The following is a 14,102-nucleotide window of genomic DNA, read 5'->3' as shown; positions in this document are numbered from 1 at the left end:
TGAAAATAGTGAAACAATCTTTTTTATTCATACTATTAATCAGTTCTGTTTTCTTATCAAGCTGTACAACAATTAGCGATTTGTTTTACGAAGAAGAAGAATTAGAAATTCGTAGGCTGAAGCCTATTGAAGCACAATTTACTCCCACCGAAATTTGGTCTGAAAATTTAGGTGCTGGGATTGGTAAATTCTATTCAAAGCTTATGCCGGCAGTGGCTTATGACAAAGTATTTGCTGCTAACCGTCAAGGTCAAGTCAATGCCTACGAACAGGCAACGGGTAAAAAGATATGGTCTAAAAACTTTGCGATTTATGACAACGAAGGTTTGACTTCAAGTGTCAGTAATCTTTTTTCAAATGGTTTGTCAGCTAAAATTGCTGGCGGTGTTAGTGTTGCGTACGAAACCGTCTTTTTTGGCACTGAAAATGGTGAAGTTGTGGCGTTGGATGCCAATACTGGTAAACAAAAGTGGAGTACAACAGTTAAGGGGGAAGTGTTAGCTTCACCTGCGATTGATGCGGGTATTGTACTGATAAACACCGGGTCTGGATTTATATTTGCTTTAAATGCAGATACTGGCGAAGAAGTTTGGTCTTCTGAATCGGATGTCCCACCCTTATCATTGCGAGGAGTCTCTTCCCCCACGGCAGTTAACGGTGGTGCTATTATCGGCACTGCTACTGGTAAACTAATCGTTAATATACTTGAAACGGGTCAAACTGCTTGGGAGCAGGTGATTTCAGCTGCGACCGGTGTTACTGAGTTAGAAAGAATTGTAGACATTGATAGCGAGCCTCTAGTAGCGGCTGGTAATGTTTACGTTATTTCTTACGATGGTTCTCTAGCTGCAGTTGAGTTGCGTACAGGTCGAGTTATCTGGAAACGGGAATACAAGTCGTTCCGTCGTTTGTCATTATCAGGTAGCACGCTATATTTAGTTGATGTCAACAGCAATGTATATGCATTAGATAGTCGCAACGGTGTTGAGTTATGGAGTCAAGGTGCACTTAAAGAACGTTTATTAACCGGGGTAACACCTGTTGGAAACTATTTAGTGGCAGGCGATAAATTTGGTTTTTTACATTGGTTTGATCAAGCTGATGGTAAAATTGTTGCACGCTTAGAAGTGGGTGGTGATGATGAAGATGAAGGCATTTATCACTCCCCTGTGGTGGAGGGAGATATTCTATACACTCAAACTCGAGATGGTAAATTAGTGGCTATTAAAACGCCATGAGCAGGTTTAGTGTGATTCTTTATAAAGAATCACACTAATAATTTTTAGCGGCTTGGAATTTTCTGAGCCGTTTTTGTCTACAGGATATGTATTTATGTTACCCGTTGTTGCCTTAGTTGGGCGCCCAAACGTTGGAAAATCGACCTTATTTAATCGTCTTACTCGCACACGTGATGCGTTGGTGGCTGATTTTCCCGGCCTAACTCGGGATAGAAAATACGGGCAAGCCAAATATGAAGGCCTACAGTTTATTGTGGTCGATACTGGTGGTATCAGTGGCGATGAACAAGGCATTGATGTGGTCATGGCGGAACAATCTCTGTTGGCTATTATAGAAGCAGACGTAGTTTTGTTTTTAGTTGATGCTCGTACTGGTATGACCGCAGCCGACCAAGGGATTGCTGAACACCTTCGCAGACAAGAAAAACCTGTTTATGTGGTTGCCAATAAAGTTGATGGAATTGATGGTGATAGTGAAAGCGCTGACTTCTTCGCATTAGGTTTGGGGGGGGTGAATCAGATAGCTGCTGCTCACGGCAGAGGTGTAACCCAATTGCTGCAAAATGCTTTAGCCCCTATTGCTTCAGAATTCCCTGATATGCACATACCCGAAGAGAGTGATGAAGCGCTTGAAGAGATAGACGCCGATGAACAACTAGCTAGATTGCAAGCCCTGCCGATAAAATTAGCGATAGTGGGAAAGCCCAATGTGGGTAAGTCTACTCTAACCAATCGTATCTTAGGCGAAGAGCGTGTTGTAGTCTATGACGAACCTGGTACGACTCGGGATAGTATCTTTATTCCCATGGAACGTGACGACAGAGAATATATTCTGATTGATACTGCTGGGGTCAGAAGACGCCGAAACATCTCGGAAGCAGTAGAAAAATTTTCCATTGTAAAAACGTTACAAGCGATTGAAGAATCCAATGTGGTGTTATTTGTGGTTGACGCTCAGGAAGGTATTACGGATCAAGACTTGAGTTTGTTAGGTTTTATTCTTAATGCTGGTCGTTCGTTAGTGGTTGCAGTAAATAAATGGGATGGTCTAGATAAAACCGTTAAAGAAGACATTAAACGTGAGTTAGACAGACGTTTAGGTTTTATAGATTTTGCTCGCTTACACTTTATTTCAGCTTTACATGGCACGGGAGTTGGGCATTTATTTGAATCAGTTCAAGAAGCCTACGCTTCAGCAACTAAACGGGTAAATACGTCTATGTTGACGCGTATCATGGATATGGCCCAAGAGGACCATCAGCCTCCTGTAGTTCGGGGCCGTCGTGTCAAAATGAAATATGCTCATGCTGGTGGATATAATCCTCCACTCATCGTTATTCACGGTAATCAGCTGAAAGATTTACCCGACTCATATAAACGTTATTTAATGAATTATTTCCGTAAATCATTAAAAGTTATGGGTACACCCATTAAGATTGAATTCAGAGAGAGTGCTAATCCTTTCCAAACAGACCACAGTAGCCTTAACGATTCACAACGTCGTAAACGTAGACAACTTATGCGTTTGCACAAAAACGCTAAATAACAACATTAATTATAATGAGTATATTGAAAATAATTGGTTAAATTGTTTAGTAGGATAGAACGAATCTTTGGTGGGGCGCTACTTCAGTTAATATAGTAGCGCGATACCATGGCATTATTAGATTTTTTGTTTTGTGCTAGGTTTTTTTCTATCAGTTCGATTAAATTTGTATTTTTCTGTAAGGCTTCGAGTGAAGCCATTCCAGCGGTGATATCTATCTTTTCAAATGTTAAATTTTCATCCACACTTTTAAAATCTGCAGCTAAAGTCAGTACTTTTTGAATAATATATTTGGCACCAAATATATAGGTGTCGGGTAACAGAATCGCAAATTCATTATCACTATATGTTGTCAATGTGTCGGTTGGACGACTCAATACTGTCGATATTATCTGAGATAATACTTCTAAATGTCTTATTGTTATTGGTGATGTTGGTTGTGTGTCAAACAATGTGCAATTTTTTAGCTCAAACATGACAAGCGATAATGGCGCGTCATTTCTTTTTGCCAAGGCAACTTGTTTTTGGTAATAGTCATTAAAAAATAGTCTGTTGTACAAGCCAGTTTGAGGATCAATGAACACCATGTTTTCAATAAGATCATTTTGTATTTTAGCTAGAACATGCGCCCGAATCCGTTTGACAAGAGTTTGGACAACGATGGGCTTGCTAACAAAGTCAGTAGCACCTGCATCCCAGCATTTAATTTCTTGCTCAGTGGAAGTATCTGCAGTTGAAAATACTATGGGACAATTAAGCATACTAGGTATGGCTTTTAGCATTTTGCAGGTTAGTAATCCGTCTAAAACGGGCATATGTAGGTCGAGAATAACTAGGTCAGGAGCATGAGAGGCGCAAAATCCGATAGCATCTTCTCCTGATAGTGCAGAAAACGTGCGATAGAAAGGTGTTAAAGCTTGGACCAAAAAATCCGTGGTTACTGGATCATCATCGACGACTAAAACAATAGCACGCTGCATTTGTTTATCAGATATTGAGTTATCGTAGCCCTTGTTCATTTAATCAGTAAGCTCTTTGTTAAATGCTATACATAACCAATTATAACTTACAGTAAACGATACATGTTTCCCAACAAAATTTGTATGAAAAATGAACTTAAATTAACTTGGTATATACGTTTTAGATAGGTTGAAGTTAAGTGCGAACTTATTAAGTTACCCACAAAATAATCATACTCAAGTTAGTGACTACTTTATCTGATTGATTTCACTGTATACTTCTCCGTCTTCTAAACGAGTCACTAAGACATCCCCAATTTGAACTTGTTGAGTGGTTTTAACTATTTTTCCCTGCTTAAAACTAATGCTGTAACCCCTTGCCAATGTGGCTAATGGGCTTACTGTGTCTAATAGATGCATATTATTAAGTAACTTTTGCTGTTTGTTTTCTATTAACTGTTGACAGCTTCTTTGTAGTCTAGTTTGCAGGTCCTGCAACCTTATTTGATGACGTTGCAGCAGTTTTTGGGGCGAAGATAAAGAAAGGCGACTATGTATATGCTGTTGTTGTTGTTTTGCCTGAGTCAGTTTTTGTTTGAATGCAGATTGCAACGAAGCTTGTAGTTGATCGACATACTGACTCTTTTGTTCTAGTTGCTTTTGTGGATGATTTTGCAGTAATCGTTGATTTAAAGTCTGATGCTGATGAAGTAGTACTTGTTGCAAACGACTAAAAGCTTTAATTAGCTTATCTTGTAGGGCAAGGGTTTTATTGTGCAAAGTTGACTGATCTTGACTGACCAGCTCGGCGGCTGCTGAAGGTGTTGGGGCACGCATATCCGCTACAAAATCAGCAATGCTCACATCTATTTCGTGACCCACAGCACTGATTATGGGAATTGAAGAGGCGAATATTTTTCTGGCCACCAGTTCACTGTTAAAGCACCAGAGATCTTCTAAAGAGCCGCCACCTCTGCCAACAATTAATACATCTACTTCTTTTCTGAGGTTAGCTTGAGTAATCGCCGCACAAATAAGAGAAACTGCGCTATCACCTTGGACTTGACTCGGATAAATAATCACCTCAATGGCAGGGTTACGGCGTTGCAGAACGGTCAAAATATCATGTAAAGCGGCACCTGTGGGTGAGGTAACAATACCTACTTTTAGTACAGTTTCGGGTATTGGTTTTTTATAATCTTGTGCAAAAATGCCTTCTGAGGCCAATTGCCGTTTCAACATTTCGAATTGTTGTTTAAGTTGCCCTTCACCTTCTGGTTCCATATGCTCAACGATGATTTGGTAATCACCTCTGGGCTCATACAAGCTGATGTTGGCTTTAACTAAAACTTTGTCACCTTCTTTAGGTTTTTGATGCACTTTGCGGTTTGCACCTTTAAACATTGCTCCTTTGACCTGCGCACGATCATCTTTCAGGGTGAAATACCAATGACCAGAGCTAGCCGCAACAAAATTTGAAATTTCAGCTGAAAGCCAAATTTGACCAATTTCAGATTCTAAAACCGAGCGTGCTAAACGATTGAGTTTGCTAACAGTAAGGATGTTTTTTGCTGAGGTTTGGACAGTAAACATTGATTGCAGGGTTCTCTAATAAAACATTATCAATAAGTTTACCTGATTTACTGCCAATTCTGATATATATCTAGACTGATATGCTTAAAGCCGCTAGAATTGCGCCGCAATTAAATCCGCATTTATAGGTGATATTGCATGTTAAGGATCGCTAAAGAAGCCCTTACGTTTGACGATGTTTTGTTAGTACCCGGGCACTCAACTGTTCTCCCCCATACCGCTAATCTTAAAACAAGATTAACCCGCGGTGTTAACTTAAATATACCCCTGATTTCTGCCGCAATGGACACCGTTTCTGAAGCGCGTTTAGCTATTGCATTGGCACAAGAAGGTGGTATTGGATTTATTCATAAAAACATGACGCCAGAACAACAGGCTGAACATGTTCGCACTGTAAAGAAATACGAAAGTGGCGTGGTGTCTGATCCCGTTACCGTTTTACCCACAGCTACGATTGCTGAAATTAATGCCTTGAGTAAAAGGCATGGTTTTTCTGGTTTTCCAGTTGTGGATAAAGACAACAACCTAATCGGTATAGTGACTGGTCGTGATTTACGTTTTGAAAAAAGCTTAGAGCAACCTATTTCTAGTGTTATGACTAAGAAAGATGACTTGGTTACAGTTAAAGAGGGCGCCCCATCTGATCAAGTGCTTGAGTTAATGCATGAGTCCCGCATAGAAAAAATTCTAGTGGTAGACGATGCTTTCAAATTGAAAGGCATGATTACCGTTAAAGATTTCCAAAAAGCAGAAAGCAAACCTAACGCTTGTAAAGACGAATTAGGCCGTTTACGGGTAGGTGCTGCCGTCAGTGTGGGACCTGGAACCGATGAACGTATAAAGGCTTTAATTGAAGCAGGTGTTGACGTATTACTGATCGATACTTCCCACGGACATTCACAAGGTGTCATAGATCGAGTCAGGAAGGTACGTCAAGATTATCCAGACGTGCAGTTAATTGCTGGTAATGTTGCTACAGGTGAAGGAGCAAAAGCCCTAGCTGATGCAGGTGTTGATGCGGTTAAAGTAGGAATAGGCCCAGGTTCTATTTGTACTACCCGAATTGTTACAGGGTGTGGCGTTCCGCAAATCACTGCGGTATCAGATGCGGTTGAGGCTCTTAAAGGCACTGATGTGCCAGTGATTGCTGATGGTGGTATTCGTTTTTCTGGTGATATTGCAAAAGCTTTAGCCGCAGGAGCTAGTTCAGTGATGGTCGGTAGTTTGCTGGCAGGAACAGAAGAAGCGCCTGGCGAAGTTGAGTTATATCAAGGTCGTTATTACAAATCCTACCGTGGTATGGGGTCTTTAGGTGCTATGGATCAAAATAATGGCTCTTCTGATAGGTATTTCCAAGATAGTAAGAGTGCAGAGAAATTAGTGCCTGAAGGCATCGAAGGCCGTGTTGCTTACAAAGGACCTATCTCAAACATTATTCACCAACAAATGGGTGGTTTACGCTCAGCAATGGGATTAACGGGGTGCGCTACTATTGAAGAGTTGCGAACTAAACCACAGTTTGTGAAAGTGACATCTGCTGGTATGGGAGAGTCCCATGTGCATGATGTGAGTATTACTAAAGAAGCACCAAACTACCGGTTAGGTTAGTTTCTATTATTTCCAATGAACGTTGTTTGCGAATCAAGTAGCGTTCATATTCTATTTTTTAAAAGAGTACCCAAATGAGCTTAGATATCCATGACCAACGTATTTTGATCCTCGATTTTGGATCACAATATACCCAGTTGATTGCCCGCCGTGTCAGAGAGATTGGCGTTTATTGTGAGCTTTGGGCATGGGATGTCAGCGAAGAGCAGATCCGCGAGTTTAACCCCAACGGTATTATTTTATCTGGTGGTCCAGAGTCTGTGCATGCTGAAAATTCTCCAAGAGCACCTGAATATGTGTATCAAGCAGGCGTGCCTGTATTGGGAATCTGTTATGGCATGCAAGTGATGGCTGAGCAGCTTGGCGGTGCGGTACAAGGTTCAAATAAACGTGAATTCGGCTATGCACAAGTCGAAGTGATCAGTGATATGGCGTTGTTGAACAACATTGAAGACCACGTAGGTGCCAACGGTAATGCCCTGCTTGATGTTTGGATGAGTCATGGTGACAAGGTAAGCGTCGCACCTCCTGGGTTTGTGACTACAGCCAAGACTGATAGTTGCCCATTTGCGGCTTTTGTGAATAAGGACAAACAATTTTATGGGGTTCAATTTCACCCTGAAGTGACTCACACTCACCAAGGTGAAAGAATTTTATCGCATTTTATATTAGACATATGTGGTTGCGAAAAGTTATGGACACCTGCGGCTATCATCGAAAATTCAATACAGAAAATGAAACAGCAAATCGGTGATGACCAAGTTATTCTCGGTTTATCCGGTGGTGTTGATTCTTCTGTTGTGGCTATGCTATTACATCGCGCTATTGGTGAAAATTTGACTTGTGTGTTTGTGGATAACGGGTTGTTGCGTCTTAATGAAGGGCAACAAGTTATGGATATGTTTGGCGATCATTTTGGCCTGAATATCCGCAAAATTGAAGCTGAAGATAGATTTCTCGACGCCTTAGCGGGCACTTCTGAGCCTGAGGCTAAACGCAAAATCATTGGACGCATATTTGTTGAAGTGTTTGACGAAGAGTCTAAAAAGTTAGTGAATGCTAAGTGGCTGGCACAAGGCACTATTTATCCTGATGTTATTGAGTCTGCAGCTTCTGCAACCGGTAAAGCACATGTGATTAAATCACACCACAATGTTGGTGGCTTACCCGCTAATATGAAGATGGGTTTAGTGGAACCATTGCGAGAACTTTTCAAAGATGAAGTGCGCAAAATTGGTTTAGAGCTGGGTTTACCTTACGATATGTTATATCGCCATCCTTTCCCAGGACCGGGTTTAGGTGTGCGGGTTTTAGGTGAAGTACAAAAAAGAATATTGTGATTTGTTGCGTCGCGCTGATGCAATTTTTATTGATGAATTACACACGGCTGACTTGTATCAGAAAGTCAGCCAAGCTTTTACCGTATTTTTGCCGGTTAAATCTGTCGGTGTGATGGGGGACGTTCGCAAGTATGATTGGGTAGTGTCATTAAGAGCGGTAGAAACCATCGATTTTATGACCGCGCATTGGGCACACTTGCCTTATGATTTCCTAGGCAAAGTATCGAATCGTATTATCAACGAAATTGATGGGATTTCCCGTGTGGTTTATGATATTTCAGGTAAACCGCCAGCTACCATTGAGTGGGAATAAACTAGTCATTAACCCACTAAATCAAGAAGGCGAAAACGCCCTATGAGTAAGCTAATAATAAGAGCCGCTGTGTCAGCAGATTTGCCGATATTGCGGGGGTTTGAGCAAAGCATTATCGCAACAGAGCGACCTTTTAATGATTGTTTAAAGTCTGAATATATTTGTTATTACGATATTGGGGCGTTAATTGATGGTGAAAGCTCCAGCGTAATGGTCGCTGAAGAGGATGGGGTGATTGTAGGATCCGGCTATGCTCGAATCAAAAAGTCAAAAGCACATTTAACCCATGAGTTTCATGCTTATCTTGGATTTATGTTCGTCGCACCCACTCACAGAGGACGAGGTATCAATCAATTTATTATCCAAGCGTTAATCAATTGGGGAAAATCTCAAGGTATGAATGATTTTTATCTTGAAGCTTATGCTGACAATAATTCAGCACTGAAAGCCTACGAAAAGCTAGGTTTTAAAACCACGCTAATTGAAATGAAATTATCTTAATCGGCTGCCTCACACGTATGCCTTAATATTCTGGATGTTCCTATGGCTTTAAAGCCAACCATATATAAATTCAAGCTATCTGTATCTGATCTCAATCATGACTATTTTGATTCTCTTAACTTAACTGTTGCTTTACACCCATCAGAAACCAAAGAACGAATGATGGTGCGAGTATTAGTGTTTTGTTTGCATGCTTATCAAGACCACGAAAACTTGATGGCTTTTACTAAAGGTTTAAGCGCTATTGATGAGCCTGATATTTGGTTGCGAGGTTTAGATGATCAGCTATATCTTTGGGTCGATGTTGGCGAACCTAGTTTTGAAAGAATCAAAAAAGTTGTCGCTTGGCAAAACAAACTTATGTGTACAGTTTTAATTCAAAATCCAGTGCCTGGTGGAAACAATCACAAGCACAATTTAGTACCTTGCCGGTGAATGTACTCAGTTTTGATTGGCAAGAGGTTCAAGCGTTGAGTTGTTTGCTTGCTCGGACTATGGACTTGTCAGTCACTTTGAGCGGTGAATCTGCATTTGTGGCCGGTCAACATGAGCAAGTGGAAGTAAACTGGAAAGCCTTACAATTAGATGAAAATTAAATTGTTTTTAGTCGACCTGATAGTAAAAATCTGTGTTTACTGAGCAGACCATCACTAAACAATTTGCCCGTTGGCAAATTAGACGGCAAAATATGCCACCTTTTTTACAGTAGAAACAATAAAAATAATATGCCTACTAAATTTGACTCAATTCGGCCCTTTGACGACGCAGATTTATGTGTGGTTTTACCGAAACTTTTTAATAATAAAGAATTCATCGAGAGCATCGTCGCTTTCAAGTTTAGCGCTTGGCCTCGATTTATGCGACCAGCTCTAGGTTTATTTACTCGCCATTACATTATCAAACAGATCAATAAAGTCACCACACATAGAGATTTTCAACGCTTAGTTGAACCTTATATGGAGAGAATGATTAACACGACTACAGAATCGTTTACTGTGAGTGGATTAGACCGATTAGATTTATCTCAAACCTGTTTGTTTATGAGCAATCATCGTGATATTGCCTTAGACCCTGCTTTTGTGAACTGGGCATTACACATAAATGGTCAAGATACCGTGCGGATTGCGGTAGGTGATAATTTACTTAAAAAAGAATGGGTTGCTGACCTCATAAGGCTAAATAAGTGTTTTATTGTTAAGCGTTCAGCCACTGATAGACGTGAGAAACTGTCGGCAGCCAAACTATTAAGTGAATATATTGAATTCTCTCTAAATACTGAGAAACAGCATATTTGGATTGCACAAAGGGAAGGACGAGCAAAAGACGGTAATGACATTACTAATCCTGCTATTGTGTCGATGTTGGCATTAAATAAAACTAAAGATGTTGAGTTTTCACAATATATTCGAAGCTTACGCATTGTGCCTGTGACAATATCCTATGAGTTTGATCCCTGCGACATCAATAAGGCCAAAGAATTACAAAAAGTCGAACGTGAAGGTAGTTATGACAAGCCTGATAATGAAGACGTTAGAAGCATTGTCAACGGCATTACCGGTCAAAAGGGCAGAGTGCATATTCATTTTGGTGAGGTTCTCGCATCCGAGTTTAGTAACGCTAAAGAAGTAGCTGCACACATCGATCAGCAAATATTACAAGGTTATGACTCTTTTTCTACAGGGCAGGTCGCCGCAGACATGCTCAGCAACGATGACAAGGATTTAGGTAGCGATGTTGCCGAGTCAGACCATTACACCCTTGCCGCTATTCATTATTTACAAGCTAGATTAGTCAACCTATCTAAAGAAGAACAAAACAAGTTACTTAGTATGTACGCATGTGCTCATATTAGAAAAATAAACTAGACCCTTTGCAGCGCTGCATAAATCTTAATGCTTAACATCTGGGTCTAGTCTTAACTTTTTATGGCTGACTCGCTTTACAAGGCTTAGTTTTCGACAGTTTGGTAGAACTCCTGATTCCGCCCACTGTTTGCTTCAGAAATAACATACGCCCTTATTGCCTCTGCGGTATCATCATCAATTATCTTGCCGAAGTTTGGCATACCTTGCTCTGCTAGTCCCCCACGGACCACCACACTATTCCAAGCCTGCTGGCTGTTAGTTATGGCAGAATAACGTAAGTTTGGAATGAGGCCTGAAGAGTAGGCTTGAAATCCATGGCACACTAGACAATTATTGTCGTAGGCACGATTACCCATGGCGAGGGTTGCTTCAGATACATCGAGTAACCTAGGCAGATCGGGTAATACAAAGTTAGCGTCTGGTAACTTTGGTAAGGCGGCATTTGCTCCAAGTTTGAAGACCATTACTCGGCCTACATTAGCTTTGCTACCGGTTGGGAAAACACCCCCCCACTCAAGACATAAGAACCGCCCCAACCAGAAGCAATCGCTATAAATTGTTCACCGTCCAGCTCATAGGTAATAGGCGCTGCTACCACCCCTGTTTGTGTATAAAACCGCCATTTACGTTTACCCGTAAGGGCATCATAAGCGGCAAAATGTGCATCAGCCGTGCCTTGAAAAACTAGGTTTCCAGATGTGGATAACACCCCACCATTCCAAGGACCGCCATGTTCAAAAGACCACGCTGGCTTTTGAGTGACGGGATCCCAAGCTAACAAGCGACCTTTTACCATCGCTTTTAAAGCTTTGAACGTTGCTTTATCAGTGGGCAACGCAGCTGCACTAAGCTCTGTACCGGTATTCCAAAAACCGTTGGTTCTTTTATAATCAGATTGGTTTGCATACACATGCGGTGCTTCTTGGGCAGGAATATATACTAAGCCTGTATCTGGACTATATGACATAGGATGCCAATTATGAGCACCAAGCGGTCCTGGCAGTTGTAACGCAGGTGTTTTACCCACGTAACGTGCCCCCTCCGTTTCAACGGGCCGCCCCGTGGTTTGGTCTATATGGGTAGCCCAGGTTACGGGCACAAAGTTTTTCGCAGAAATAAACGCACCCGTAGTACGGTCAATTACATAAAAAAAACCATTTTTAGGTGCTTGCATGATGACTTTACGGTTTTTACCAGCAATATTTAATTCCGCCAATATCATATGCTGCGTTGCCGTGTAATCCCACGTTTCACCGGGTGTCGTTTGATAATGCCACACGTATTCGCCAGTATCGGGGCGCACCGCAACAATAGATGATAAGAACAAGTTGTCGCCCCCATCAGGGCTACGAATGGCTTGGTTCCATGGAGTACCATTACCTACCCCAACATATAACAAGTCTAATTCAGGATCATAAGCCATTGAATCCCAAGCGGTGCCACCGCCACCAGCAGCCCAGTATTTGCCAGTCCACGTTTTTGCTGCCATTTCCATTGTTTCATTTTCAAAGCCATCGGCTGGGTTTCCTGGTACGGTGAAAAAGCGCCACACTCGCTCGCCGGTAATTGCATCATAAGCGGAGATATAACCCCGTACTCCAAGTTCTGCTCCTCCATTACCAATGATTACCTTACCTTTGACAACTCGTGGTGCGCCGGTAATGGTGTAAGGGTAAGATTTATCAATGGTACTGATATCCCAATTCTTAAGCCCTGTTTTTGCATTGAGTGAAATTAATCGGCCGTCAATAGTAGCGGTAAATACCGCGTCACCCCAAATAGCAACACCTCTATTTACGGCGTCACAACAGCCCTTACTTGCTTGTTCTTTATCCACTATGGGATCAAACCGCCATAACGGCTCACCCGTTCTGGCGTCAAGGGCATGCACAATATTCCAAGTCGATGTGACATACATAATACCGTCATGCACGATTGGCGTTACTTCAATACCCCGACTGGTGCCTAAATCAAATGACCAAAACAAACCAAGCTCTGCAACGGTCTCAGTGTTTATTTCGTTCAGGGGTGAATGCCGCTGTTCTGAGTATGTACGTCCATGTGACAGCCACCCAGAAGAGTCAGCTTGAATAATCTTTTTAGCAGTGACTGTATTCGTTCGACTTGCAACGTGTGTATCCGAAATAAGCGGTTTTGTGTCAGATATTTCACTTCTGTCACAAGCACAGAGAAAAACCAAAGAGATTGATAATAATATGATTATTTTATGCATTGTTACCTTCTATTTATAAGGGCTGTATTACTAGCTCATCCATTTTTGTATTAGGCAGAAGTGCTTTGAGTTCACATAAAATGGACTATTGAACTTAAATATGTATCAAATGAGAGTAGAAATAAAGCAATTAGCAAACATAATCCAAACAATAACTGCTAGAAAAAATATTTCTTACCATAGATGCTTTGCATTTTCACAAATGGTGGATTATTTAATGGGACAACTATGAATAAAAACGTCCAGCTACAATCTTATTTACTTTTTAAATTATGGCATCCGATTATTTTTATATCGGTCAAAAACTACGGGATAGTCAATTGGCTTGAAACACATTTTGAAGCTAATGGTGGAAGTTGATTTTTTAAATCAAACTTAAAAGATCGGAACTAGGTCACCTTTAAATCTGATTACTAAAGGTTTTACCCCGCTGCTCTGTTGGGTGAGTTAGTCGGCAGATATGATTTCAAAGCTAGTCAGGGACATAAACTTCCAGGTTTTACCATCGTATACCAATGTCTCGATCAAACCCGTGGTCGAACGCTTGCGCCTCATCTTATAGTTCTCAGCCAATGTTACCGAGTTGTAATTGACAACAGCGGTATCCCCAACCACACCACTGCAACAGGAAATAGCTCATAAATACGAATCTTACCCGCTTGTTGGTCGAACTTTGATCTCTATAGTAATAGACGCACTGTTTCTAGGTTGAGGCCAAGATGCGGCACATGACACGAAGTTTTCATGAATATAATTGGCTGGTTATTTTCCATTTTCAGCTACTTCATCCTGTCATGACTAAGGACTAAGCTGCTGTTTGTTCTATGCTCCACCCATCGGTCATAACAAAAATTTATTATGGCAAGCAGAGTTATTATTAAGGCGAACCGTAATATTATTCTTTCA

9 protein-coding genes and 2 pseudogenes are annotated in these 14,102 nt (G+C 41.2%); 7 read left to right on the top strand and 4 right to left on the bottom strand.

The features are described 5' to 3' along the window. Positions 1-8: 8 nt before the first annotated feature. Together bamB and der are read left to right on the top strand one after the other, a co-directional pair. On the top strand, positions 9-1,238 hold the full coding sequence (gene bamB, locus C427_RS15935) for an outer membrane protein assembly factor BamB (RefSeq protein ID WP_007637726.1): 1,230 nt from the start codon (positions 9-11) through the stop codon (positions 1,236-1,238). Between the two features lie 94 nt (positions 1,239-1,332). Next, on the top strand, positions 1,333-2,784 hold the full coding sequence (der, locus tag C427_RS15930; protein ID WP_007637731.1) for a ribosome biogenesis GTPase Der: 1,452 nt from the start codon (positions 1,333-1,335) through the stop codon (positions 2,782-2,784). 83 nt (positions 2,785-2,867) lie between these two features. Here the strand turns inward: der and C427_RS15925 are convergent, their stop codons facing one another. Both C427_RS15925 and xseA read right to left on the bottom strand, forming a co-directional pair. Continuing rightward, positions 2,868-3,803: a response regulator gene (locus tag C427_RS15925; protein ID WP_007637733.1), complete on the bottom strand. Its 936-nt coding sequence runs from the start codon at positions 3,801-3,803 to the stop codon at positions 2,868-2,870. Positions 3,804-3,992: 189 nt separating this feature from the next. After that, positions 3,993-5,336, bottom strand: a complete 1,344-nt coding sequence (xseA, locus tag C427_RS15920) for an exodeoxyribonuclease VII large subunit (RefSeq protein WP_007637734.1) — start codon at positions 5,334-5,336, stop codon at positions 3,993-3,995. A gap of 138 nt (positions 5,337-5,474) precedes the next feature. On the opposite strand from xseA, the gene guaB reads away from it, so the two are divergent. From guaB to C427_RS15895, 5 genes and pseudogenes are all read left to right on the top strand, one after another. After that, on the top strand, positions 5,475-6,944 hold the full coding sequence (gene guaB, locus C427_RS15915; RefSeq protein ID WP_007637735.1) for an IMP dehydrogenase: 1,470 nt from the start codon (positions 5,475-5,477) through the stop codon (positions 6,942-6,944). A gap of 74 nt (positions 6,945-7,018) precedes the next feature. After that, positions 7,019-8,597: pseudogene (gene guaA / locus C427_RS15910) on the top strand (glutamine-hydrolyzing GMP synthase). Between the two features lie 42 nt (positions 8,598-8,639). Next, positions 8,640-9,098: a GNAT family N-acetyltransferase gene (locus tag C427_RS15905; RefSeq protein ID WP_007637737.1), complete on the top strand. Its 459-nt coding sequence runs from the start codon at positions 8,640-8,642 to the stop codon at positions 9,096-9,098. A 42-nt stretch (positions 9,099-9,140) separates the two neighbouring features. Next, positions 9,141-9,694, top strand: a pseudogene (locus C427_RS15900) (YaeQ family protein). A gap of 129 nt (positions 9,695-9,823) precedes the next feature. After that, positions 9,824-10,963, top strand: coding sequence for a 1-acyl-sn-glycerol-3-phosphate acyltransferase (locus C427_RS15895; RefSeq protein WP_007637739.1), 1,140 nt, complete (start codon positions 9,824-9,826; stop codon positions 10,961-10,963). Between the two features lie 83 nt (positions 10,964-11,046). On the opposite strand, the gene C427_RS26775 is transcribed toward C427_RS15895, so the two are convergent. Further along, positions 11,047-11,427 carry a c-type cytochrome gene (locus C427_RS26775; protein WP_015431063.1) on the bottom strand — a complete coding sequence of 127 codons (381 nt, stop codon included), beginning with the start codon at positions 11,425-11,427 and terminating at the stop codon, positions 11,047-11,049. Between the two features lie 8 nt (positions 11,428-11,435). Then, positions 11,436-13,196, bottom strand: a complete 1,761-nt coding sequence (locus C427_RS15890; protein WP_201765502.1) for a PQQ-dependent dehydrogenase, methanol/ethanol family — start codon at positions 13,194-13,196, stop codon at positions 11,436-11,438. Between the last annotated feature and the right edge of the window lie 906 nt (positions 13,197-14,102).

It is taken from the genome of Paraglaciecola psychrophila 170 (genome assembly GCF_000347635.1).
GTDB lineage: Bacteria > Pseudomonadota > Gammaproteobacteria > Enterobacterales > Alteromonadaceae > Paraglaciecola > Paraglaciecola psychrophila.
This window is presented reverse-complemented; position numbering and strand designations above follow the sequence as displayed.

What these genes read in the sequence shown, in the direction of transcription:
- der (WP_007637731.1), top strand. Translation starts at nt 1,333, where the DNA reads ATGTTACCCGTTGTTGCCTTAGTTGGGCGCCCAAACGTTGGAAAATCG.
- C427_RS15925 (WP_007637733.1), bottom strand. Translation starts at nt 3,803, where the DNA reads ATGAACAAGGGCTACGATAACTCAATATCTGATAAACAAATGCAGCGT.
- xseA (WP_007637734.1), bottom strand. Translation starts at nt 5,336, where the DNA reads ATGTTTACTGTCCAAACCTCAGCAAAAAACATCCTTACTGTTAGCAAA.
- guaB (WP_007637735.1), top strand. Translation starts at nt 5,475, where the DNA reads ATGTTAAGGATCGCTAAAGAAGCCCTTACGTTTGACGATGTTTTGTTA.
- C427_RS15905 (WP_007637737.1), top strand. Translation starts at nt 8,640, where the DNA reads ATGAGTAAGCTAATAATAAGAGCCGCTGTGTCAGCAGATTTGCCGATA.
- C427_RS15895 (WP_007637739.1), top strand. Translation starts at nt 9,824, where the DNA reads ATGCCTACTAAATTTGACTCAATTCGGCCCTTTGACGACGCAGATTTA.
- C427_RS26775 (WP_015431063.1), bottom strand. Translation starts at nt 11,427, where the DNA reads ATGGTCTTCAAACTTGGAGCAAATGCCGCCTTACCAAAGTTACCAGAC.
- C427_RS15890 (WP_201765502.1), bottom strand. Translation starts at nt 13,196, where the DNA reads ATGCATAAAATAATCATATTATTATCAATCTCTTTGGTTTTTCTCTGT.